The organism is Flavobacterium ajazii (assembly GCF_010614725.1).
Taxonomy (GTDB): Bacteria; Bacteroidota; Bacteroidia; order Flavobacteriales; family Flavobacteriaceae; genus Flavobacterium; species Flavobacterium ajazii.
The window spans coordinates 295,175-318,925 of the sequence record NZ_JAAEHL010000006.1 but is presented as its reverse complement, the minus strand read 5'-3'; the positions used below and the strand labels follow the sequence as shown (position 1 = coordinate 318,925).

At 34.1% G+C, this 23,751-nt stretch carries 18 protein-coding genes; 8 read left to right on the top strand and 10 right to left on the bottom strand.

Annotated elements, in window-relative coordinates; translation table 11 throughout:
• The first annotated feature begins 3 nt into the window (after positions 1–3).
• From GWR14_RS13245 to dusB, 5 genes are all read left to right on the top strand, one after another.
• Complete coding sequence (locus tag GWR14_RS13245) at positions 4–3,678, top strand: 1-acyl-sn-glycerol-3-phosphate acyltransferase (protein ID WP_163409540.1); 3,675 nt, start codon at positions 4–6, stop codon at positions 3,676–3,678.
• 1 nt (position 3,679) lies between these two features.
• The gene (locus GWR14_RS13240; protein ID WP_163409538.1) at positions 3,680–5,191 is read left to right on the top strand and encodes a phytoene desaturase family protein; all 1,512 of its coding nucleotides are present in this window, start codon (positions 3,680–3,682) and stop codon (positions 5,189–5,191) included.
• Between the two features lie 5 nt (positions 5,192–5,196).
• Positions 5,197–6,864: a C45 family autoproteolytic acyltransferase/hydolase gene (locus GWR14_RS13235; RefSeq protein ID WP_163409536.1), complete on the top strand. Its 1,668-nt coding sequence runs from the start codon at positions 5,197–5,199 to the stop codon at positions 6,862–6,864.
• The gene (locus GWR14_RS13230; RefSeq protein ID WP_163409535.1) at positions 6,861–8,147 is read left to right on the top strand and encodes a phenylacetate--CoA ligase family protein; all 1,287 of its coding nucleotides are present in this window, start codon (positions 6,861–6,863) and stop codon (positions 8,145–8,147) included. The genes GWR14_RS13235 and GWR14_RS13230 overlap by 4 nt, the downstream gene beginning before the upstream one ends.
• Before the next feature lie 384 nt (positions 8,148–8,531).
• The gene (dusB, locus tag GWR14_RS13225) at positions 8,532–9,524 is read left to right on the top strand and encodes a tRNA dihydrouridine synthase DusB (protein WP_125719089.1); all 993 of its coding nucleotides are present in this window, start codon (positions 8,532–8,534) and stop codon (positions 9,522–9,524) included.
• A gap of 43 nt (positions 9,525–9,567) precedes the next feature.
• Here the strand turns inward: dusB and GWR14_RS13220 are convergent, their stop codons facing one another.
• From GWR14_RS13220 to rbfA, 3 genes are all read right to left on the bottom strand, one after another.
• Positions 9,568–10,995 carry an MATE family efflux transporter gene (locus GWR14_RS13220; RefSeq protein WP_163409533.1) on the bottom strand — a complete coding sequence of 476 codons (1,428 nt, stop codon included), beginning with the start codon at positions 10,993–10,995 and terminating at the stop codon, positions 9,568–9,570.
• Between the two features lie 172 nt (positions 10,996–11,167).
• A complete protein-coding gene (locus GWR14_RS13215; RefSeq protein ID WP_163409531.1) occupies positions 11,168–12,367 on the bottom strand; it encodes an ABC transporter permease in 1,200 nt (399 codons plus the stop codon).
• A gap of 1 nt (position 12,368) precedes the next feature.
• Positions 12,369–12,761: a 30S ribosome-binding factor RbfA gene (gene rbfA, locus GWR14_RS13210; protein WP_163409529.1), complete on the bottom strand. Its 393-nt coding sequence runs from the start codon at positions 12,759–12,761 to the stop codon at positions 12,369–12,371.
• Between the two features lie 367 nt (positions 12,762–13,128).
• Here rbfA and GWR14_RS13205 point away from each other — a divergent pair, with 367 nt between their 5' ends.
• Genes GWR14_RS13205 through GWR14_RS13195 form a run of 3 tightly spaced genes read left to right on the top strand, consistent with a single transcriptional unit; the run spans position 13,129 to position 16,483 of the window.
• On the top strand, positions 13,129–14,565 hold the full coding sequence (locus tag GWR14_RS13205) for a circularly permuted type 2 ATP-grasp protein (RefSeq protein WP_163409527.1): 1,437 nt from the start codon (positions 13,129–13,131) through the stop codon (positions 14,563–14,565).
• Positions 14,566–14,591: 26 nt separating this feature from the next.
• On the top strand, positions 14,592–15,533 hold the full coding sequence (locus tag GWR14_RS13200) for an alpha-E domain-containing protein (protein ID WP_163409525.1): 942 nt from the start codon (positions 14,592–14,594) through the stop codon (positions 15,531–15,533).
• Positions 15,534–15,538: 5 nt separating this feature from the next.
• Positions 15,539–16,483: a transglutaminase family protein gene (locus GWR14_RS13195; RefSeq protein WP_163409523.1), complete on the top strand. Its 945-nt coding sequence runs from the start codon at positions 15,539–15,541 to the stop codon at positions 16,481–16,483.
• Between the two features lie 80 nt (positions 16,484–16,563).
• Here the strand turns inward: GWR14_RS13195 and GWR14_RS13190 are convergent, their stop codons facing one another.
• The 7 genes from GWR14_RS13190 to GWR14_RS24065 all read right to left on the bottom strand — a co-directional run bounded on the left by GWR14_RS13190 (position 16,564) and on the right by GWR14_RS24065 (position 23,349).
• Complete coding sequence (locus tag GWR14_RS13190) at positions 16,564–17,838, bottom strand: murein hydrolase activator EnvC family protein (RefSeq protein ID WP_163409521.1); 1,275 nt, start codon at positions 17,836–17,838, stop codon at positions 16,564–16,566.
• A gap of 23 nt (positions 17,839–17,861) precedes the next feature.
• A complete protein-coding gene (locus tag GWR14_RS13185) occupies positions 17,862–18,638 on the bottom strand; it encodes a DUF4292 domain-containing protein (RefSeq protein ID WP_163409519.1) in 777 nt (258 codons plus the stop codon).
• 7 nt (positions 18,639–18,645) lie between these two features.
• Positions 18,646–19,995, bottom strand: coding sequence for a tetratricopeptide repeat protein (locus GWR14_RS13180; RefSeq protein WP_163409517.1), 1,350 nt, complete (start codon positions 19,993–19,995; stop codon positions 18,646–18,648).
• 33 nt (positions 19,996–20,028) lie between these two features.
• Positions 20,029–21,045 (bottom strand): sugar phosphate nucleotidyltransferase, encoded by a 1,017-nt coding sequence (locus tag GWR14_RS13175; protein WP_163409516.1) that lies wholly within the window; start codon positions 21,043–21,045, stop codon positions 20,029–20,031.
• Positions 21,046–21,127: 82 nt separating this feature from the next.
• Complete coding sequence (dut, locus tag GWR14_RS13170; RefSeq protein WP_163409514.1) at positions 21,128–21,562, bottom strand: dUTP diphosphatase; 435 nt, start codon at positions 21,560–21,562, stop codon at positions 21,128–21,130.
• 24 nt (positions 21,563–21,586) lie between these two features.
• Entirely contained in the window at positions 21,587–23,047 is a 1,461-nt protein-coding gene (locus tag GWR14_RS13165) for a lipopolysaccharide biosynthesis protein (RefSeq protein ID WP_163409512.1), read from the bottom strand.
• 104 nt (positions 23,048–23,151) lie between these two features.
• The gene (locus tag GWR14_RS24065; RefSeq protein WP_317165159.1) at positions 23,152–23,349 is read right to left on the bottom strand and encodes a GNAT family N-acetyltransferase; all 198 of its coding nucleotides are present in this window, start codon (positions 23,347–23,349) and stop codon (positions 23,152–23,154) included.
• Between the last annotated feature and the right edge of the window lie 402 nt (positions 23,350–23,751).

The window sequence follows — 23,751 nt, the reverse complement described above, 5'->3', positions numbered from 1 at the left end:
GTCATGCATCAATATTTCTACGCCATTCATTCATTTGTAAACCGAAGAAAATCGCTCTCGGTTTTTTTGGCCGTGCTGATGCTTTTTATTTTCGGATTTTTTGCTTCTCAAATCAAATTTGAAGAAGACATTACCAAACTTATTCCAACAAACGATAAAGCAGATGTTACGGCAAAAGTCTTAAAACAATTAAATTTTGCCGATAAAACAACTGTGATCTTCAAACTCGAAAAAAACGGTTCTGAAGAGGATTTAAAAGAAATGGCAACCGCTTTTTCTGATAGTGCTTCTCAATCCTGCAAACCGTACATTACCGGGATTCAGGGAAAAATTGACGAAGAGAATATTCAGGAAACGATTGATTTTGTTTACAATAATCTGCCTCTTTTTTTAGAGAATAAAGATTACCAAACCATTCAGAATAAACTTCAGAAAGACAGTATTTCGGCAACCGTTCAGGGAAATTACAAATCGATTATTTCACCTTCGGGATTTGTTACTAAAGATTTTATACTTCAGGATCCGCTTGGGATTTCGTTTATCGCTTTAAAAAAATTACCGCAATTAAATATTGGTGATGATTTTACGCTTGACAATGGTTTTGTAATGACCAAAGACAAAAAGAAGTTATTGCTTTTTATTACCTCGAATCTTCCGTCCAGCGAAACCGAAAAAAACACTCTTTTTGCTGAAAAACTAAAATCGATTCAGGAAAATTTAAATCAAAAATATAAAGGCAAAACTTCAATCAGTTATTTTGGTTCGGCGTTGATTGCAGTTGCCAATGCGAATCAGATTAAAAGCGATATTGTCCTTACGACAACCATCGCCATGATTACGCTAATGCTGATTCTGATTTTATTCTATCGAAAAATATTAATTCCGCTGATCATTTTTATTCCCACAGTATTTGGCGGATTGTTTGCTGTAGCCTTTTTATATTTCGTAAAAGAACAGATTTCGGCCATTTCACTCGGAATCGGATCTATTTTATTAGGAATTACAATTGATTATTCGCTGCACATTCTTACACATTACAAACACAACAGCGATATAAAAACATTGTATAAAGACATCACGATGCCTGTTATCATGAGCAGTTCGACTACAGCAGTTGCTTTTTTATGTCTGCTTTTCGTAAAATCTGATGCTCTGAATGACCTTGGAATTTTCGCCGCCGTTATTGTGATGGCCTCCGCATTTTTCTCGCTTTTGATTGTTCCGCATTTATACAAACCAAAAGAAAACAATTTTGAACACAAAAAAAATGTGATTGATAAACTGGCTCACTTTTCATTTCACAATAATAAATTCTTAATTGGATTTTGTGTTTTAATTACGATTGTCTGCTGTTTTACCTATAACGATGTTGGTTTCAATAACGATTTATCACAGCTAAATTTTGTTCCGAAAGAAATCAAAGCAGCCGAAAAGCAACTGGAAGAAAGTACAAGTCTGACTTCAAAAACGATTTATGTGGCTTCGTACGGAAAAAGCATGGAAGAAGTTTTATACCACAACAGCCAACTTTTTACCGATTTATCTGCAGCAAAACAGCAAAATAAAATATTGAATTTCAGTTCTGTTGGTGGAATCATGCTTTCGCAGAAGGAACAGCTTCAAAAAATTCAAAAATGGAATTCGTTTTGGGATGCCCGTAAAAAACAGCTTTTACAATCACAATTAATTTCCGAAGGTGCAAAATTTGGGTTCAAGCCAAATACATACGGTATCTTTTTTGATCATTTAAATGTTAATTTCAAACCCATTTCTGCCAATGAATATTTAAAAATTCAGGCATTACAGCTGAAAGAATTTGTAACCGAAAAAAATGGTTTTTACACCATTTCGACTTTGGTAAAAGTAACTCCGGAACAGCGTGATACATTTGTAAAATCGGCTTCCGCCAAAGAAAATCTGATTGCAATTGACCGTCAGCAGATGAACGAAACCTTTTTCAGCACTTTGAAAACCGATTTTAATTCGCTTGTCAATTATTCATTTGTCGCCGTCATTTTAATTCTGTTTTTCTTTTTCAGAAGGATCGAATTGGTAATCCTAAGCTGTATTCCAATTGCCTTAACCGGAATTGTTACAGCAGGCATTATGGGAATTTTTGGTATCCAGATGAATATTTTTAGCATGATCGTCTGCACTTTGATTTTTGGTCACGGTGTCGATTTTAGTATTTTCATGACGAGCGCACTTCAAAAAGAATACACCACCGGAAAGAACGAAATTGCAATTTACAGAACGTCAATCATTTTGGCGGTAATTACCACTATTTTAGGAATTGGTGCCATGATATTTGCGAAACATCCGGCACTGACTTCTATCTCATCGGTTTCATTGATTGGGGTTTTTGCCGCATTGATTATCACGTTCATCTTCTACCCGATTCTTTTTAAAATGTTTATTTCGAACCGGTCAAAAAACGGAAATCCCCCTTTTGCACTACGTAGTTTTTTAAATGGCATCATATCATTTTTTTATTACGGACTTGGCGGAATTTTAATGTCGCTTTATTCTTTGATTATCATGCCGGTTTTACCTGTAAGTGAAAAAACAAAAATGAAAGGTTTTCGATTTGTGATTTCGAAGTTTGTGAAATCAGTCTTATATTCCAATCCGTTTGTGCAGAAAAAAGTAATCAATGCTTTTAATGAAACTTTTGAAAAACCAGCCATAATTATTGCCAATCATACATCATTTTTAGATAGTCTGACAATTGGAATGCTAAGTCCAAAAGTCATTTATTTAGTAAATGACTGGGTGTATAACTCTCCATTTTTTGGACCCATTGCTAAAAAAGCAGGTTTTTATCCTGTTACAAAAGGGCTTGAAAACGGTGTTGAGCATTTACGCCAAAAAGCAAAAGAAGGGTATTCGATAATCATTTTTCCTGAAGGAACCCGTTCTGAAAGCAATCAGATTAAACGTTTTCACAAAGGTGCTTTTTATCTTGCCGAAGAGCTGAATTTAGATATTCTTCCGATTTTAATTCATGGTGTTTCAGAAGTTTTGCCAAAAGGCGATTTTATAATTTATGACGGCAGTATTACGGTTTCTGTTTTAGAAAGAATAACTCCTGAAAATAATTCTTTCGGAAAAAATTATGCTGAAAGAACCAAACAAATCAGCAGCTTCTTCAAAACGGAATTCAGCAAAATCCGACAGGTAATCGAAGGCCCAGATTATTTCAAAAAAATGCTGATTCACAGTTATGATTACAAAGAAATTGAAGTCGTAAAAAGTGTAAAACAAAATCTGAAAACGCACCTTGAGATTTATTATCACTTAAACCGTCACATTTCGGCAAAAGCCAAAATAGTACATTTAGCCAATGATTACGGGCAATTAGACGTATTACTCACTTTGCAGGAACCCCAGCGAAAAATTCATTCGTACATTTCTGATGAAGAAAAAAGAGCCGTGGCCAAAACCAATTATATCGCGAAAAAAAGAAAAATATCGTATCCGGATCAATTAGAATCTGCGGTTGAAAGTCAATATGATGTTGTATTAATTTCGGATGAAAACTTTAACGATTTTTCAAAAATCACTACGGTTTCTTCAATAATTTTAGTCGGTTCTTCCCGTTTAAAAAACACAATAACTGATTTTGGTTTTGATTGTGTTTTAGAAGAAAATAATATCATCATTTTAAAGAAAAATTAAAATGAAAGAGCAATACGATGTAGTAATTGTAGGCAGTGGTTTGGGCGGATTGGTCTCAGCCATTATTCTGGCTAAAGAAGGCTACAGCGTTTGTGTACTCGAAAAAAACAATCAGTACGGCGGAAATCTTCAGACTTTTGTTCGTGATAAAACGATTTTTGATACCGGAATTCATTATATCGGAGGTTTGGGCGAAGGCCAGAATCTGTATCAGTATTTTAAGTATCTGGGCATTATCGATAAACTAAATCTGAAACAGTTAGACGAAAATGCTTTCGATATTATTTCTTTTGAAGATGATAGTACCGAATATCCGCACGCGCAGGGCTATGATAATTTTGTTCGTCAATTAGTTAAATCTTTTCCCGAAGAAAAAGAAAATATTGAGAACTATTGTAAAAGTTTACAAGAAGTATGCAATTCTTTTCCGCTCTATAATTTAGAATGGGAAGGAAAATATGACGATGAAATTTTAAGGCGCAACGCGAAAGAAACGATTGATTCTTTTACAGAAAATGAAAAACTAAAAGCCGTTCTGGCAGGTTCCAATTTTTTGTACGCTGGTCTTCCAGATAAGTCTCCATTTTATGTTCATGCCCTGATTGTAAATTCGTATATTGAAAGTTCATGGCGCTGCATCAACGGTGGAAGCCAAATCACCAAACAGCTTTTAAAACAGCTTAAAAAATACGGCGGCGAATTTTACAAATACAAAGAAGTTACCCATTTTGAAGTCGAAAATCACAAAGTGAATTCGGTTAAAATGAAAGACGGGACACAGGTTTCAGGAAAACTTTTTATTTCGAATATTGAACCGAAAACGACTTTGAAAATGGCGGGCGAAGAAAACTTCAGAAAGCCTTTTTTCAACCGGATTCAAAATCTTGAAGGCGTACTCTCGGCCTTTAGTCTGTATCTGGTTTTTAAGCCGGAGACTTTCAAATACATCAACCATAATTATTATCATTTTAAAAATAGCGACGAAGTCTGGACAGCACACGAATATGATGAAAATTCGTGGCCAAAAATGTATATGGCTTCTATGAACGCTTCTAAAAAAGACGAAATCTGGGCAGACGGAATGACGTTTATCACGTACATGAAATTTGATGATGTTCTCCCCTGGACAAATACCTTTAATACGACTGTCGAAAAAAATGACCGTGGTGAAAGTTATGAAGAATTCAAAGCCAGAAAAGCAGCTAAATTTTTAGATGAAATTGAAATAAAATTTCCCGGAATCAAAAACTGCATTCAGTCTGTTCATACTTCAAGTCCGCTTTCCTACCGTGATTATATTGGCGGTGATAAAGGCAATATGTACGGCTATGTTAAGGATTCCAACAATCCGATGAAAACGTTGATTCCTTCAAAAACCAAATTAGAAAATTTGTATCTCACAGGCCAAAGCGTCAGCATACATGGGGTTTTAGGCGTAACAATCGGAGCAGTTGTAACCTGTTCTGAAATTATTGGTAAAGAATATTTAATTACTAAAATCAATCAGGCTTAATTGTGATGAAAAACCGTATTTCATATCTTTTACTCATTGGTTTTTTAGGAACTCTGGTTTCCTGCGGTACCGCAAAATCAAAAAAACATCTGCCTGATATTTCAGGTTATAATACAACAAAACCAGTTGTCACAAAACTTTCTGACAGCTCTTTTATTTCAGGAAATAATTCGTTTTCAAAAAACAAACAAGGCCTTTGGGAATTGTATGTTGAAGGCGATCCGTTGGAAATTGGACTTACAACGGGAGCACTAACTGATTCGCTTTTGCAAAAACAGCAACGCATTTTTTTCTCTAAAATAACAGATCTTGTTCCGTCAAAATTTCAGCAGAAAATGCTGCGCCATTTTTTGAGCTGGTTCAACCGGAAATTATATCTTAATGTTCCTGAAGAGTATCAGACAGAGATTTACGGAGTTTCGCAATATACTTCGCATGAATTTGATAACATCGCACCACAATATCAACGCGGTTTGTACCTGCATGCGGCGCACGACATCGGACATGCTTTACAAGATTTGGCATTGGTTGGCTGCTCGTCATTTGCTGCATGGAATGAAAAATCGGAAGACGGGAATTTGATTCTCGGACGAAATTTTGATTTTTATGTAAATGACGCTTTCGCAGAAAATAAAATCATTGCTTTTGTAAAACCGAAACAGGGTCATAATTTTATGATGGTTTCCTGGCCCGGAATGATTGGAACCGTTTCCGGCATGAACCAGCAGGGTTTGACTGTAACTATTAATGCTTCGAAATCTAAAATACCGCTGGTTGCCAAAACACCGATTTCGATCCTGACCCGTGAAATTTTACAGCACGCTCAAAATATTGATGAAGCGATCACGATTGCCCAAAAAAGAAAAGTATTTGTTTCAGAATCCATAATGGTCGGAAGTGCTCAGGACAATAAAGCCATTTTAATTGAAGTTTCTCCAAAAAAAATGGATGTTTACGATATGTCAAATACGAGTCAATTAATTTGTTCGAATCATTTTCAGGGAGAAGCGTTTAAGAATGATAAACGAAATCAGGAACAAATTGTAAACAGTCATTCTGAATACCGATTTGAAAGAATGCAGGAACTTTTATCAGAAAATAAAAAGATAAATCCACAGATTGCTTCTGAAATTCTCAGGGATAAAAACGGTTTAAACGATCTTACTTTAGGTTACGGTAATGAAAAGGCTTTGAATCAGTTAATGGCACATCACGGAATTATTTTTAAACCGAAAGAAAAACTGGTTTGGGTTTCGGCAAATCCGTATCAATTGGGCGAATTTGTCTGTTATAATCTGGATGCTGTTTTTAATGGCAAAAAATCGAATGCGGAAATTTCATTCGAACAGGAAAATCTAAATATTGCCAAAGATACTTTTATAAAAACGGAAGCTTTTCAAAACTATAAAAAGTTTAAAACTGAAGATCATCAAATGGATTTGTATCTGAAAAAGGAAGAAACTATTTCTGCCGAATTCATTCAAAATTATCAATCGTTAAACCCGGATTATTGGGTTGTGTATTATAAAACAGGATTGTACTTTTACCAAAAGAAAGAATTTCAGCAGGCCAAGGCAAATTTTGAAAAAGCACTGACAAAAGAAATTACTACTGCTCCTGAAAAAGCAGAAATTGAAAAATATTTAAAAAAACTCAAAAGAAAATTACAATGATTCCGGCAATAGAAAAAAAATCTTTAGAGGAAATTAAAATTTTTCAGGAACAAAAATTAGCTGAACTTTTAGCTTATATCAGCGAGAATTCTCCATTTTACAAAAGACTTTTCGCCGGACAAAATATTGATATTTCAAAAGTGAAAACACTCGAAGATTTACAATTTTTGCCCGTCACTACAAAAGAAGATTTACAGCAATATAACGATGATTTTTTGTGTGTTCCGCAGCATAAAATTATCGACTATGCTTCAACTTCAGGAACTTTGGGCGATCCGGTAACTTTTGGTTTAACCGATTCTGACTTGGACCGATTGGCTTATAATGAAGCAATTTCATTTGCCTGCGCCGGAATTGCAGAAGGAGATGTAGTGCAGTTAATGACCACCATTGACAGAAAATTTATGGCTGGTCTGGCTTATTTTCTGGGTCTTCGAAAATTGAAAGTCGGCGTTATCCGCGTTGGAGCCGGAATTCCGGAAATGCAGTGGGATTCGATTTTAAAATACAATCCGTCTTATTTAATTACCGTTCCATCTTTCCTTTTAAAATTAATTGAATATGCCGAAATCCACGGAATCGATTATAATAATTCGAGCATAAAAGGTGCCATCTGCATCGGAGAATCTTTACGTGAGCAGGATTTTTCGATGAATATTTTATCGAAAAAAATTACGGATAAATGGAACATCAAGTTGTTTTCGACTTATGCTTCAACAGAAATGAGCACTGCTTTTACAGAATGTGAACACGGCCAGGGCGGGCATCATCATCCTGAATTAATCATTGTTGAAGTTCTGGACGAAAATAATATGCCGGTTAAAAACGGTGAAACCGGCGAACTGACTTTTACCACTTTGGGAATTGAAGCCATGCCTTTGCTTCGATTTAAAACGGGAGACATTGTACAGCTGCATAACGAACCTTGCGAATGTGGCAGAAACACCTTGCGTGTCGGACCCGTTGTTGGACGTAAAAAACAAATGATCAAATACAAAGGAACAACACTTTATCCACCTGCGATGAACGATGTTTTGAGCAGTTTTGATAATATTGAAAATCATCTGATCGAAATTTCTACGAATGATTTAGGTACCGATGAAATCCTGATTAAAATTGCGGTAAAAAACCAAACTCCGGAATTTTTACAGGAAATAAAAGATCACTTCAGAGCCAAATTGAGAGTAACGCCAAAAATAGAATTTGCTTCAAAAGAAATTTTAAATCCTTTGGTTTTTAATCCGATGAGCCGAAAACCCATTCGGTTTTTTGATTATCGATAATAGCATATTGATTTTTTTTTCACCATATAAGTCATATAAGTTCATTTAAAACTTTGTGTAAATAGCAGATCGCAAAATTAAGTACATTTAAATTAATGAAATGCCTTTTTGGAATTTCTAAATAACTGGTACTGTATGTATTGAAAACATTTAAGTTCATTTAATTGGAACTTAAATCACTTATATAGTTTAATTTCAGCGTAACTATTTGAATTTTAAATTAGTGAAACGCCTTTTTTGAGTTTCAATTGTCTATACTTGTATGTGTTGAAATTTACGTTCCAATTAAATGAACTTATATCACTTATATGGTTTAATTTCAGCTTATTGAATGTTTTGCTGTGATTTGAACTAAATGTTGTAATTTTGCAAAAAATATTGAAGATGGTCAAGATTGGCAACATAGAATTACCCGAATTTCCTTTATTACTCGCACCGATGGAAGACGTTAGCGATCCGCCGTTTCGCAGATTATGCAAAACGCACGGAGCAGACATGATGTATTCTGAATTTATTTCATCAGAAGGATTGATTCGTGATGCTATAAAAAGCCGCATGAAACTGGATATTTTTGATTACGAACGTCCTGTTGGAATTCAGATTTTCGGCGGTGATGAAGAAGCGATGGAAATGTCGTCTAAAATTGTTTCTACCGTAAAACCGGATTTAGTGGATATCAATTTTGGATGTCCGGTAAAAAAAGTAGTCTGCAGAGGTGCCGGAGCCGGAGTTTTGAAAGACGTAGATTTGATGGTTCGTTTAACCAAAGCGGTTATTAAAGGAACTGATTTGCCTGTTACAGTAAAAACACGTTTAGGCTGGGATGACAACTCCATTAATATTGATGAAGTGGCAGAAAGGCTTCAGGATATTGGTGTTCAGGCTTTGACAATTCACGCCAGAACTCGTGCCCAAATGTACAAAGGCCATTCGGACTGGTCGCATATTGCGCGTGTAAAAAACAACCCAAGAATAACAATGCCTATTTTTGGAAACGGTGATATCGACAGTCCTGAAAAAGCATTAAAATATAAAAATGAATACGGCATCGACGGAATCATGATTGGCCGTGCGGCGATTGGTTATCCTTGGATTTTTAATGAAATCAAACATTTCTTTAAAACCGGAGAACACTTACCTGCTCCAACGGTTATTGATCGTGTTGAAGCTGCCAGAAATCATTTACAATGGTCAATGGACTGGAAAGGCGAGCGTTTGGGAATTGTAGAAATGCGTCGCCATTATACCAATTATTTCAAAGGCATTCATTCATTTAAAGAATTCAAACAAAAACTAGTTACGACTGATGCTCCTGAAGATTTATTCGCTATTATGAAAGAAATCGAACAGGTTTATGCCGGATACGAGTTTGTTTAAAAGCATAAAAAAGACCTTCGTAACTGAAGGTCTTTTTGTTTAATTATACTTGTACTCGTTTCCACTTTCCTCTTTTGTAAAAGAAGATTCCAGTCATAGTTATTGCAGTTTCAGCAACCGGAATGGCTATAAAAACCCCGCTTGGTCCCATATTGAAATGTTTCGCTAATACATAAGCAAGTGGAATCTGGAACAGCCAAAACCCGAAGAAATTGATTCCGGTTGGTGTCCAGGTGTCTCCTGCACCGTTGAATGTATTAATCAAAACCATCCCAATTCCGTAGAAAATAAATCCGATGCTCATCGTACGCAATGCTTCAGCAGCAATTGTTTTGACCATTTCATCATTCGTGAAAAAAGAAATAATATAGTTTCCAAAAACTAGAGTAATAATCATAATCGATGCCATGAAAATTACATTGTATCGGGCAGTTGTAAAAACTGATTTTTCGGCACGTTCGATTTGTTTTGCTCCTAAATTCTGCCCAACCAAAGTTGCGGCAGCATTGCTCAATCCCCAGGCAGGAAGGATAAAAAACATCATAATTCTAAGTGCGGTCTGATACCCTGCTGAACCATGATCGCCACCAGTCGTTGCAACCAATTGGGCTAAGAAAATCCAGCTGCAGGATGCAATTACAAATTGTAAAATTCCGGGAGCTGCAACTTTTATTAAAGCTTTTATTTGTGTGAAATCCGGAGCGAAATAGGAGATTTTGATTTTTAAAATTCCTTTTCCTGAAAACAGATGATATAATTGATATAAAACTCCAATGCTTCTTCCACATGTTGTGGCTAATGCGGCTCCAACCAATCCAAAAGCCGGAATTGGTCCGAAACCGTTAATTAAAATCGGACATAAAATAATATTGCAGATATTCGCCAGCCAAAGACTTTTCATCGCTATTGCTGCATTTCCGGCACCGCGAAATATTCCGTTTATTAAAAACAAAAGCATAATGCATAAACTGGAGCCAATCATGATTTGCGTAAATCTGAAACCGTGTTCGGCCGATTCCACAGACGATCCCATAAGTATAAGAATGTCTTTCGCATAAATAATTCCAAAAATACTCAATACACTGTTCACTGCAAAAGCAATAATAATAGCCTGCATTCCAGCTTTTGCTGCAGCGACCGGATCTTTTTCTCCGATTCGTCTTGCGACAACCGCAGTTGCTGCCATGCTCATTCCGATAGCAAGGGAATAAATAACTGTCAGCACCGATTCGGTTAGACCAACAGTCTGAATCGCAAAACTGCTGTGTTCCAAATGTCCAACGAAATACAAATCAACTAAGGCAAAAACGGACTCCATCATCATTTCCAAAACCATTGGAATGGCCAGTAGAATTACTGCTTTTTTGATGCTTCCGGAAGTGTAATCAAATGATTCGTCGCCTTTAAGCGCTTGTTTTAATGTGGTAAAAATTTTAGAAAATAGATTTTTCTTTATAGTTGTTTCTGTCATGATATTTTAGGATAAATGATAAAATTAGTCCAGATGTGTTAATCTGAACTGAAAAGTAAAAGCGTAAGTATCCTAAATTATTCTAAAAATAAAATTAGGATTAAGCAGAAACAATCATATGCTGTAGAATTTTTAGGCGGTAAATATAAGTAATATTTTTTAGGCAGAAATACTAATCCAACAGCTTTTTGCTCACACGACTGCTTGCAATTAATGAAGCTACAAACCCAAGAATAACAATGGTTGTCATTACAATAAGTACATTTTCGAATGAGAAAACAACAGGATAAGCCAAAGTTGGGGTTATCATAATCAGTTCATATTGCTGCTGTAGCAATACTAAAATCATACCCAGGACAAGACCGATTATACCTCCAAAAACACTTAATAATGTTCCCTGCAATAAAAATATTTTTCGCAGATGGTTAATTTCAGTACCTAAATTAAAAAGGGTTTTTAAGTTTCCTTTCTTTTCCAGAATCATCATGATTAATGCCCCTACTAAATTAAAAAGTGCAACGATTATGACAAGGGTAAAAATTAGATAAACAACAATATTTTCGGTATTGAGCATTTTGTATAAGGACTCATTCAGCTGGGCCCTGTTTTTTAGCGTAATTTTATTTTTGAAAATGGTCTGGAGTTGAGAACGTATTGCTTTCTCATCAGCATTAGGTTTCAGTTTCAATTCGATTCCGGAAATCTGATTCGGTTTGTACATTAATAATTCCTGAACCAGCCCTAAATCAGCAAAAATATATTTAGAATCGAGCTCTTCACTAATAGAATAAATTCCGACAGGCAGTACATCTGTTTTATTGAAAGCTTCTTCGGGATTTTCGATTGCACCTTTTCCAGGTTTTGGCGCAAATACCTGCAACGGATTTTCAAAGTCCAGAATTCCCATCGAAAAATCCTGTGAAATTCCATAACCAATTACAACCTGATAACTGTCCGGCTTCAGCCATTGACCATTAAATAGCTTTTTTTTGATATCATTTACCACAGGATAAAGACTGTCTACGCCTTTTAAATAGGTAACCTGTTGTTTGTCTTTAAACAAAAACAAAACCCGTTCTTCAATGATTTTGGTATATGAAGCAACTCCTTCTATTCTCTTAATTTGGTTTTCACCTTCCGGTGTAATCAAAAATGATTTACCGTATGTGCTGGTCAGTTTTAAATCAGGGTCAATTTCATTCGTAAAGGAAAGACTGAAAACTTTCAGTCCGCTAAAAACTGATAAAACCACAAACAAAGCCATGGTACCAACAATAATTCCGAGACTGGCAATTAAATTGATGATATTGATTGCGTTATTTTTACTTAAACTAAAAAGATAACGTTTGGCTATGTAAAGAGGGAAATTCAATTTACGATTTTCTTCTTTTTTCTAAAAGATCACGGTTTTCGATTGGGTTCTCTTTGCCTGCTAAAGCGTTGTCGATTTTTTCGATATAATCTAATGAGTCATCGATAAAAAATACCAGATTTGGCACACGACGCAACTGCAAACGTACACGCTGAGATAAATCGTGTTTAATTAAGGTTGTATTCGTTTTTATTGCTTCTAAAGTTTCTTTTGCTTTTTCTTGTGGAAAAATACTTAAATATACCGTTGCCACAGATAAATCTGTTGTAACACTTACTTTGGATACCGAAATTACTAAATTACTAATTCCGTTTTTTCTCACTTCACCCTGCAAAATATCAACCAAATCTTTTTGGATGACACCGCCTATTTTTTTCTGTCTGTTTGTTTCCATATTGCAAAAATACTACTTTTTAAATTCAATCATTGCTATTTCACATTCAACAATCAAATGATTTTTATCTTATTACTATTGATTCCCCAAAAACATCGATTATTTAAATCCTAAAAAATAAAAGTTTCTTGGGCTTAAAAAAATTAAACACTTCTAAAGTACATCTTCAGTAATATCAAATCTCAAAAAAACGCAGCCTTAAAAAAACATATTTTCAAAATTAAAACCTCAAAAAAAGAATTTGATACAAATTATAAAATTCACATTAAAAACAAATACAAATAGCCTAAAAAGTTGTATTTTGGATTAAAAAAATAAATAATTTACACAAAAAAGATTAAAATGATATTTATTTAATAATTTGATTATGGCAAAATTAGCAGCTAGTTTAAATCATAATGGTTGGGATGAAATGTTTTCAAATAAAGGTGTCCGGGATTCTTATCGACAGGTTTTTGAAACTTTACAAAGTTTGAATCACAAAACATTGACCAACAAACAAAAACAGGCTTCTGATTTATTTATGAATCAGGGAATCACTTTTACGGTTTATAGTGATGATGAAAATGGAATAGAACGAATTTTCCCTTTTGACATTATTCCGAGAATCATAACACAAGAAGACTGGTTAGAAGTAGAATCGGGAATCAAGCAACGTTTACTGGCATTAAATTTATTTTTAGAGGATATTTATAATGAGCAAAACATTGTAAAAGACGGAATCATCCCAGCTGGATTAATTGCTTCATGTCCTCATTACATTCAGGAAGTTCAGGGTATAAAAGTACCTCATAATATCCATGTGCACATTGCCGGAATTGATTTAATCAGGGGAGCAAAAGGTGAGTTTTATGTACTGGAAGATAATTTACGCTGCCCGAGCGGAGTGAGTTATATGCTGGAAAATCGTGAAATTACCAAAAGGATTTTTCCGGATATGCTTTCATCGAATCATGTTAGCATGGTGAGCAATTATCCTATGATTTTTCACAGCATTTTGGTTTCATTATCGCCCAGAAATGTACCAAACCCAAATGTGGTTTTACTTACACCTGGCGTTTATAATTCGGCTTATTACGAACATACCTATTTAGCTCGTCAAATGGGAATTCCTTTAGTCGAAGGACGCGATCTGGTCGTAAACAACAGCAGGGTTTATATGAAAACAACTTCGGGATTACAGCAAGTTGATGTCATTTACAGACGTTTAGATGATGAATATCTTGATCCATTGGTTTTTAAACCAGACAGTGCTCTTGGTGTTCCAGGCTTAATCAGTGCTTACAGACAAGGAAACGTTGCGCTCGTAAATGCCGTTGGAAATGGTGTTGCCGATGACAAAGCCGTTTATGCTTATGTACCGGACATGATTAAATATTATATGAACGAAGAACCTATTTTAAAAAATGTTCCGACCTATCGAATGGAAAATTTAGATGAACGGGAATTAGTTTTTAAAAACATGGAAAATATGGTAATCAAAGAAACCAACCAGAGTGGCGGTTACGGAATGATTATGGGAAACAAAGCAACTCAGGAAGAAATTGATGATGCTAAAATTGCCATTACCAATAATCCCCGAAATTTTATTGCGCAGCCCATTATCCAATTAAGTACGGTTCCGTGTTTAATTGACGGACAGCTTAAATTACGTCATGTCGATTTAAGGCCATATGCTTTATGCGGGCCAAAAGGAGTTCAAATTGTTCCGGGAGGTTTAACACGGGTGGCACTTACTGAAGGTTCACTGGTAGTAAATTCTTCTCAGGGTGGCGGCAGTAAAGACACCTGGATTATAAAATAAATTATAACCATTCAAAAATAAAAGATATGCTTAGTAGAGTTGCAGATGGAATGTTTTGGCTTAACCGATATATGGAAAGAACCGACGGAATGTTACTTACCCTTAACACTTCTTATATTTTATCATTTGATAAAGAAATTAATGATTCTCAGGGTTATAAACCACTTTTAGAATATTATACAAGTCTCTCAAATGCCAAAATCCATTCGATACAATATGATACCCCTTATGTTTTAAAATACATTATTTGTGACAATCAAAATGAAAACTCTGTAAAAAACTTAGTGGTAAAAGCACGCGAAAATGCCAGAGGATCTCAGGATAAAATTACTAAAGAATTATGGGAGCACATTAACTCGATGTATCATTTTGTGAATTCGCCGGATTTGCCCAAAAAGCTAGAGACCTCAGATGCCTTAAATGTAATTACCAAACTCAACAAAGATTTACTGCTTTATAATGGAATCCTTCAGGTTACAATGCCACGAGGTTTAGGCTGGTGTTTTTCAAGCATTGGCAAACATATCGAAAGATGTTTACAGACCATATCTATGACTCAGGCGTATTTTGCACCTATTAATTACAATCTCGAAGGCGAAGAAGATTTAATCTATTGGCGACGTTTATTGTTATCTCTTTCAGGTTACGAATTATATCTGAAAAGTTACAGTAACATTTCGCATAATCGAAAAGTGGTTCATCAGGTAATTTTCAATATGGATTTTGCGCATTCTGTAATCTATACGCTGGATTTCATTAATACCTATCTTGATTGTTTGTTTAAAAACACTGATTTAAGTGAAGCCCGAACATTAATGAATCAGTTTGGGCGCTTGAAAAGTTATATTGCTTTTACAGATTATCAGCATTTAACCAATCAGGAATTAGAGGATGTTTTAAGAAACACCAAAAACCAGTTAATTCAGTTTTCGACCGATTTTTCAAAATTATTCTTTTCTTACACCTAACCAATATGGCGCTTTTTAAAATAGTTCATCTCACAAAATACCAATACAATTATCCTATAAAAGAAAGTATTAACGAAATACGTTTATTCCCTCATCATTTTGAAAACCAGGAAGTACTGCAATATCAGCTTTTAATTACGCATGCTCCAAATGTTGACGTTTCTCAGGATTATTACGGAAACCGGGTCGGCAATTTTAATGTTTTAGACAGTCATACTGAAATGACTATCGAATCCAGAATGTTGGTTCGGGTAAATCATTCGCTTAAAATTCCTGAAATAGACTCTACTTACGTGAAAGATATTCAGACAGAAAAAGAAAAAAGTATTTTATTATTACGTCTGAGTTATATTGATAAAATCGAAAAACAAGCAGAGATTGAAAATATCCTGAAAAAAATAAATCCTGAAAACAAGTCGATAATTGAAATTGCCCAACAATGTAATGCCTATGTTTTTGAAAATTTTACCTATACAAAAGGAATTACAAATATTGAAACTACGGTTGACGAAATTTTAACTCTTAAAAAAGGCGTCTGTCAGGATTTTGCACATATTTTATTGCATCTTTTACGCACCGTTGGTATTCCGTCACGCTATGTTAGCGGTTATATCTGTCCAAATGAAAGTGGTCTTCGTGGCGAAGGAGCAACTCATGCATGGGTCGAAATTTACACGCCAACCCAGGGCTGGTTAGGTTTAGATCCTACCAATAACATTTGGACAATGGACAATCATGTACGTCTTTCGGTTGGAAGAAATTTTAGTGACTGTACTCCAATAAAAGGAACTTTTAAAGGACTTGCGAGACAAACACTTTCTGTTTGTGTTTCTATTGGATATGAAGACGGCAGACAATTTGAAGAAATAAACGATGTCAAATTACAGGAAGTATCCCAAAAAGTAGAAGAGCAATTAAGTTATATGGATCAATTACAGCAGCAGCAATGACAATTTCAATTTACAAATTGTAATATAAAATCTTAAAACAAATTCATAAAAAAAAAGGAGCTTCATGAGCTCCTTTAATTTTATCTGTTTTGTAACCATCCTTCCGGATTGTTGTTTGATGTATTTTGAAGAATTAGAAATTTGATAATTGTTTTCCCTGTATCACCACTGGTTCTTACTTTTCCAATACTTTGTTTAATATTTACCTTATCACCTTGTTCAACCGAAACAGAACTTAGGTTTTGATAAACCGTAAAATAATCTCCATGTTGAATAAAAACGGCTCTGTTTACCGGAGACAAAGCGATAACTTTTGATACCACTCCCTCAAAAACTGCCCTTGCAGTTGCACCAGATTCTGTTGTTATCTCTACCCCAGAATTATGAACCGTTAAAGAAGGATACAATGGGTGTGGCTGATCTCCATATCCTAACGAAATAAATCCTTTTTCTACCGGCCAGGGTAATTTACCTCTATTTGCTTTAAAATCTGCTGCTAAAAGCTTACCTTCTGGTGTCAAGGCAATTTTATCTGATGAAAAAGTTTTGGCTGGTGCCGGATCAGTGCTTTCAGTAGTTTTCCCTTCCGCTATTCGTTTTCGTCTTTCTTCTTCAGCTTTTCTATTTGCTTCAGCAATAGCAGCTCTAATTAATTGCTTAATTTTTGCATCAATTGCTTTAGATTCTTTCTGTTTTGCTTTAGTATCAGCAATAATTTTATTTTTATCCTTTTTTAACGAATTAACCAGTTTTTGCTGTTCTTTCTTTTCAACTTCAAGACTTTGTTTTTCTTTTTCATTTTCAGCAATTATCTTTTTCTTTACTTTCCTTTGTCCATCCAGTCTTGTATTATAGTCAACTAATTCTGCCGTTTTTGACTGTATTTCCAATCCTTGGTTTTTTCTGTAATTGGTGTATTGTTTTAAATATTGCGCTCTTTTATATGCCTGTAAAAAACTTTCGGAAGATAAAATAAACATTGCACGGCTTTGTTCAGAGCGGCTTTTATATGATTTCAGGATCATCTTTGAATAATCTTCTTTCAGTACAGCCAATTCTCTTTTTAGTTTATTAACTTTTAACTGGTTAATATACATATCATTACCTAAAATTCTTTCCTGCTTAGAAGTTGTATTAATTAATTTTTCTTTCAGTCTAATTTTATTTTGCTGAATCAAAAAAACGTTTACCGCAGATTTTTCTTTTTTCTTTACAGACTGCAGCATTTTTTCATTATCCCTGATCTCCTGTTGAATCTGAGCTTTTCGCTGTTCCAGTTTTTCTTGTTGTGAATCTTGTGCCCACGCAAAAGTTGTGACACAGATAAAAATTAGGCTTAGGAGAAATTTTGGCATTTTTCTGATATGTTTTTGCAAATTTACTTAATTATAATTTTTTTATAGCCACTTGGAACGCTATACGGAAAAGAAAGTTCTTCGTTAAACGAAACTGTATTGTAATTCAAATTAATATCCGTCTTTCCTTTTGGCTGGATAGCATTAATTTCAATAGCTGTTGGAAGTGTTCCCTGATTAAAAACCTTGTTGTCAGAATATTTAATTTCTAACATCATGTTTTCTGCAGTCTGTGAAATCTGCTCTTTTTGTAACAAATATTTTTCAGGCTCCAAAAAGAAACTCTTTTTCAGGTTCATTTCTTTTTCATCTTCCAGACGAATAAGGTTTTCTACAATAGTCTGTGTATATTTTCCTTTTCTTAAATCGTCTAAAGCTTCTCCAACTAATAAATTCTGAACTTTCGTATAATCCAGTTCAGTACCAAGCCATTTACTTAAGCTGGTAAAATCGCCTTCATAATAAGTTCCGTTTATTTTTTCGTAATAGCTTACGGCAGTTGGTGTAATTAGTGCCTTTGCCATAGTAATTCCCAAAAAACGGACACTCACTAAAATTTGTTCATTGTTCTTAATTTTAATTTCAGCAGTAACATTCTGACTTTGCTTTTCGTCAACATATCTTGCACTTGCCTTAATATATAAAGTAGAAAAATCTAATTTGTTCTCGTAATGCTTTTCTACCGTTTTATTATCAATTTTTGTTGGTGTTTCGGTATTATTATTTTGTACGGCAACTGCTTTTGATTTGCAGGAAATCATAAAAACTGCTGCCAATACAATTACAATATATTTTTTCATCTCAATTTTACTTTTTTTGTTTTAATAACTCATTTGCTTTCAAAAAGTATTCCTCTTTTTTCTTTGCATCTCCCAATCCATTGTACGCCTCTCCTAACTGAATATTAAAATTTGCTTCAAGCTTTTTATCGTCCACTACATAATCAAGTCCCATTTCTAAAACGGTTTTTGCGTTCTTAAATTGCTTCAATTGATTATTTCCTAATCCTGCATAATAATAAAATTGTGGCTGACTTGGATAAACTTCAATCATAGTCATTGCCCTTTTGGTCATCGGCTCAAATTGCTTCGCCTGTGTGTATGCTTCAAGCAAAAGTAAGTTAGTTTCGAGATCTGTATCTGAATTGGCGCTTAAATCTTTCTCATAATATTTAATCGCATTCTCAAATTGGTTTTTATTGTGATAAAATTTTCCTATTTCTTTAGCAACATTTACGTTCGGATCATTGTCAAAATAACCAATAGCTTTTTCTAAATCAGCTGAGTATTGCGGATTTTTATTCACATAAATCAAAAACTCATTCAGCGTTCTGTGCTTAATTTTTGAATCAATTTTTGGACTGGATAAAATAAAATTCATTGCTTTTATCGCTTTGTCCGCCTGGTTTTGATCTAAATATCCTTTGAACAAACTTAGCTGCGCCCATTCTGAATTTGGAATTTCCTTTGCCAGCTGTTTTGCAATATCCAAAGCTTTTTCTGTTTCTGCTGTTTTTGAATATAACAAAATCAGGTTAACATAATTAGATTCTTCTTTTGGGTTTTGTTTGATCTGATTAATCAAATTGTCAATTTCGGTATTTTGATATTTCCCCTGAGATAAAATCTGCTGCTTATATCTTTCGCGATCTTCCGATTTTCCATATTTGTCATTCATCTCGTTGATTGCCAAAAGTGCTTTTTCAAACTGATTGGTAATCATATATAATGAAATCAAATCATCTTTATACTCTTCGTCAAACGGAATAATTTTCTGAATCGTTTCAATTGCCAGAGGATAATTTTTGGTTTCGAAGCTTACATCATAAACACCCAGCCAGTACCATTTGTTTTTTGAATCTATCTGAATGGCTTTTTCAAATGCATTTTGAGCATTTTGATAATCTTTTAATTTTAAATAATTTTTACCCAGTTCAAAATAAGCAACAGGATCATTTGGTTTAAGCTTAATGCATTTTTCTAATGATACAATTGCTTTATCATAATTTTCAATTCCTTTCTGTTTTAATGATTCATAAAAAGAGTCCTGATATTCATCTGTAGCCATAGCAATATCTTCCGGCTCTGTCTGAGCCGTAACCATTGTTGAATTACCAAGCAAAACGAAAAACAAAATTACTATAACTCCTTTTTTCATCATTTACATAATTTCATTTCAAATTATCATATATTATTCTAAAACAGCGTAATCACCAATACTGATACTGGTAAATTTTCCATCATAACTAACGTGATTTCCAATCATTGCATTATCCAAATGGGCATTTTTTATTTGTGAATGCGTTTGCACTAAACTGTTTTTTATGGAACTGTCCGTAACATGGCATCCTTTTCCTAATGAAACATTTGGTCCAATGGTTGCGTTTTTCAATACTACATTTTCTCCAATATAACATGGCGGAATAATAGTTGAATTTTCTAAAGTTACGTTATAATCAACCAGATGTTCTCCGTCATTATGCAGAAAACCAAGCATTCTGGTGTTCGTTTCAACGGTTACATCTTTATTTCCGCAATCCATCCACTCATCTACGCTTCCGGTTTTGAAAACTTTTCCGTTAGCCATCATCGCTTTAATACCGTCGTTAATCTGATATTCTCCGCCATTTTGAATGTTATTATCCAAAACGCCCTGAAGTTCTTTTTTCAAATCGCCAACTTCTTTGAAATAGTAAATTCCAATAACCGCTAAATCACTAACAAATTCTTTTGGTTTTTCTACCAATTCAATGATTTCATTATTAGAATTCAATTTTACTACACCAAATGCTTCAGGCTGATCTACTTGTTTTACCCAGATTACGGAATCTGCAGCCGGATCCAGTTCGAAATCTGCTCTAATTAAAGTATCTGCATAAGCAATTACAGCTGGTCCTGATAAAGAATCCTTGGCACACATAATAGCATGACCTGTTCCTAAAGGTAAATCCTGGCGATAAATAGATGCTTTTGCGCCTAAACCCTTGGCTAAATCCTGTAAGCTTGTTACAACATCATCACCAAAAAAAGCTTCGTCTCCTAATATAAAGGCAACTTCTTCAATTGGTTCTTTTAATATTTTGGCAATATCTTCAACCAAACGATGAACGATTGATTTTCCCGCAACAGGAATTAATGGTTTTGGAACAGTTAAAGTATGAGGTCGTAGTCTCGATCCGCGACCTGCCATTGGAACGATTATTTTCATTTTTTTATTGAAAGATTAAAAAATTGAAAAATTAAAAAAATAGCAAGTCTTTTAATTTTTCAATCTTTAAATTATTAAATTTCTATTTTACTCCTGTGCTTCCGAAACCTCCTTCACCTCTTGAAGTTTCTGATAATTCTTCAACTTCAATCCATTCAGCTCTTTCGTGTTTGGCAATAATCAATTGTGCAATTCGTTCTCCGTTTTCAATCACAAAATCTTCATTGGATAAATTTACCAAAATTACACCTATTTCTCCTCTGTAATCTGCGTCTACAGTTCCCGGAGAATTCAAAACAGTAACACCTTTTTTAGCTGCCAGACCGCTTCTTGGTCTAACCTGTGCTTCGTAACCAATTGGCAATTCAATAAAAAGACCTGTTTTTACGATGGTTCTTCCTAATGGTTTTAGCGTTATAGATTCCGTTAAATTAGCACGTAAATCCATCCCTGCCGAAGCAATTGTTTCGTAATTTGGTAAGTCGTGCTGTGATTTATTGATAATTTGTATTTTCATTTTATATTTTAAATTTTTAAAGAATTACTTTCTATTCATAATTCCTTTGATTGTATCTTTTTCGTTATGATAAACAAAATAAATGAATCCTAAAAATAACGGAATTCCAACAAAATAATTTTCTCTAAACCAATAAAAAGAAATAGCTGAAAACACAATTGAAATCCCCAGATAAGCTCCAATTTTATTCATATCATAAGGTATCGGATAATATTTATTTCCTAAAACATACGAAATAAGCATCATGCTTCCGTAAGCTGAAATCGTTGCAATTGCTGATCCGTAATAACTGTATTTTGGAATTAGCAAATAATTTAAAAGCAGTGTTACCACAGCGCCAACGATAGAAATGTAAGCCCCTATTTTTGTCTTATCAGTCAATTTATACCAGACAGATAAATTATTATAAATCCCCAGGAAAAAATTAGCCAAAATAATTAACGGAACAACTTTCATGGCTTCCCAATATGATTTATTATCCAGTAAAAGCAATTTTAAAATATCTGCAAAAACAATAACTCCCAATAAAATCAGTGATCCTAAAATCACAAAATATTTAGTGATGACAGCATACGTTTGTGGTGCATTTTCATTTTTTGCATGACTGAAAAAGAAGGGTTCTATCCCGAGTCTGAATGCAGTTGCAAACAAAACCATAAACAATCCTAACTTATAACAGGCGGAATAAGCTCCAACTTCTGATTTAGCCAAATTTTCAGGTAATAAATAGCCCAGTAAAATTTTATCAAAATGTTCATTAACAGCAAATGCAATTCCTGCAACAAGAATGGGCAGGCCGTATTTCATCATTTTTTTCCAGAGTACAGGATCAAATCTTCTTCCGAGTGAAAGATAATTTGGCGAAAGCACAATAAATGTAGCTAAACTCGCCAAAAGATTTGCTATAAAAATATAGGCAATCTGGAAATTTTCAACATATAAATTGTCCCATACAGAATTGGGGTTATCTGTTGCCAATTTTGGTAAATAGAGTAAGAAAAATATATTCAGTAAAAGATTTATAACAACATTTCCAATTTTAATAGCTGCATAAACCATAGGCCGCTGATTGGCTCTAAGTTTAGAAAATGGTATTAAAACCAAAGCATCCAGAACCAGTATCCAAACCGAATAAGTTACATATTGTGTCTCAACTTCGGCCCAGTTGGCAAGTGTATTTCTAAAAATTAAAGCTGCGAATAAAAACCCTATTGAAGTCCAAAATACTGATATCGTTGCAGTTGCAATTACATTTTTTTTATCATCTTCAGCACTGTAAAATCTAAAAAAAGCGGTTTCCATTCCATAAGAAAGCACCACATTAAAGAAAACCATCCAGGACAAAACAATTGAAACTTCACCATATTCTGCAGTTGGTAAAATACCGGTATACAGCCTGACTAATAAAAAGCTTAGCATCCTTGGTAATACGGTCGCCAACCCGTAAATTGCTGTCTGTTTGAATAGATTTTTATATAATCCCAAAATAAAAAAAAATAAAGTTTGCAAAAACAAAAATAACCAATTCTTTGGTTTATTATCGCATTTGTTTCATCAATAAAATGAAAGTCCTTACAATTTTTATTAGGTTATTTTTTTTCATCTAAAACTACAACAAAATGAAATCCTTTTGGATCATAACCATTATTATAATAAAATCTATGTACAGCAAAATTTCCGGTAAAAGTATCTAAAACGATATTGCTGCATCCTAAATCAATTGCTTTCTTTTCTATGTAAGTTATCAACATTTTTCCAATTCCTTTTGATCTGTATTCAGGATGCACAACAAAATTATCTATTTCCAGATATCTGCCTGTCTAGAGTTTTGTTGCCGACCAGCGACTCGTAATTCCAACACAAAAATCATTCACAAAAACGGCAATCTGGGTATAATTATGTGGTATCATTTCGGCAAAAAAAAGCTTCATATTTTTCAACCGATAGTTTTGGATAAAGAAATCTGATGATATCTATCTGCGATACAATTTCTTTAAATGTCTTAAGTGCTTTTATACTTAAGGTCATTAAAATGAAGTGTTTATCGGATATGTTTTTTACATATTATTAATTATAATTAAAGACAAAAGCATTGTAATTATATAACAAATTAATAAAAATTATGTAACCCTGAAAATCCCTTCTTACATTAAATTTGTTACATATCCTACAAAATAAAAAAGTTAAAA

Coding starts and splice junctions, on each gene's coding strand:
- GWR14_RS13245 (WP_163409540.1), top strand. CDS start 4: ATGCATCAATATTTCTACGCCATTCATTCATTTGTAAACCGAAGAAAA.
- GWR14_RS13240 (WP_163409538.1), top strand. CDS start 3,680: ATGAAAGAGCAATACGATGTAGTAATTGTAGGCAGTGGTTTGGGCGGA.
- GWR14_RS13235 (WP_163409536.1), top strand. CDS start 5,197: ATGAAAAACCGTATTTCATATCTTTTACTCATTGGTTTTTTAGGAACT.
- GWR14_RS13230 (WP_163409535.1), top strand. CDS start 6,861: ATGATTCCGGCAATAGAAAAAAAATCTTTAGAGGAAATTAAAATTTTT.
- dusB (WP_125719089.1), top strand. CDS start 8,532: ATGGTCAAGATTGGCAACATAGAATTACCCGAATTTCCTTTATTACTC.
- GWR14_RS13220 (WP_163409533.1), bottom strand. CDS start 10,995: ATGACAGAAACAACTATAAAGAAAAATCTATTTTCTAAAATTTTTACC.
- rbfA (WP_163409529.1), bottom strand. CDS start 12,761: ATGGAAACAAACAGACAGAAAAAAATAGGCGGTGTCATCCAAAAAGAT.
- GWR14_RS13205 (WP_163409527.1), top strand. CDS start 13,129: ATGGCAAAATTAGCAGCTAGTTTAAATCATAATGGTTGGGATGAAATG.
- GWR14_RS13200 (WP_163409525.1), top strand. CDS start 14,592: ATGCTTAGTAGAGTTGCAGATGGAATGTTTTGGCTTAACCGATATATG.
- GWR14_RS13195 (WP_163409523.1), top strand. CDS start 15,539: ATGGCGCTTTTTAAAATAGTTCATCTCACAAAATACCAATACAATTAT.
- GWR14_RS13190 (WP_163409521.1), bottom strand. CDS start 17,838: ATGCCAAAATTTCTCCTAAGCCTAATTTTTATCTGTGTCACAACTTTT.
- GWR14_RS13185 (WP_163409519.1), bottom strand. CDS start 18,638: ATGAAAAAATATATTGTAATTGTATTGGCAGCAGTTTTTATGATTTCC.
- GWR14_RS13180 (WP_163409517.1), bottom strand. CDS start 19,995: ATGAAAAAAGGAGTTATAGTAATTTTGTTTTTCGTTTTGCTTGGTAAT.
- GWR14_RS13175 (WP_163409516.1), bottom strand. CDS start 21,045: ATGAAAATAATCGTTCCAATGGCAGGTCGCGGATCGAGACTACGACCT.
- dut (WP_163409514.1), bottom strand. CDS start 21,562: ATGAAAATACAAATTATCAATAAATCACAGCACGACTTACCAAATTAC.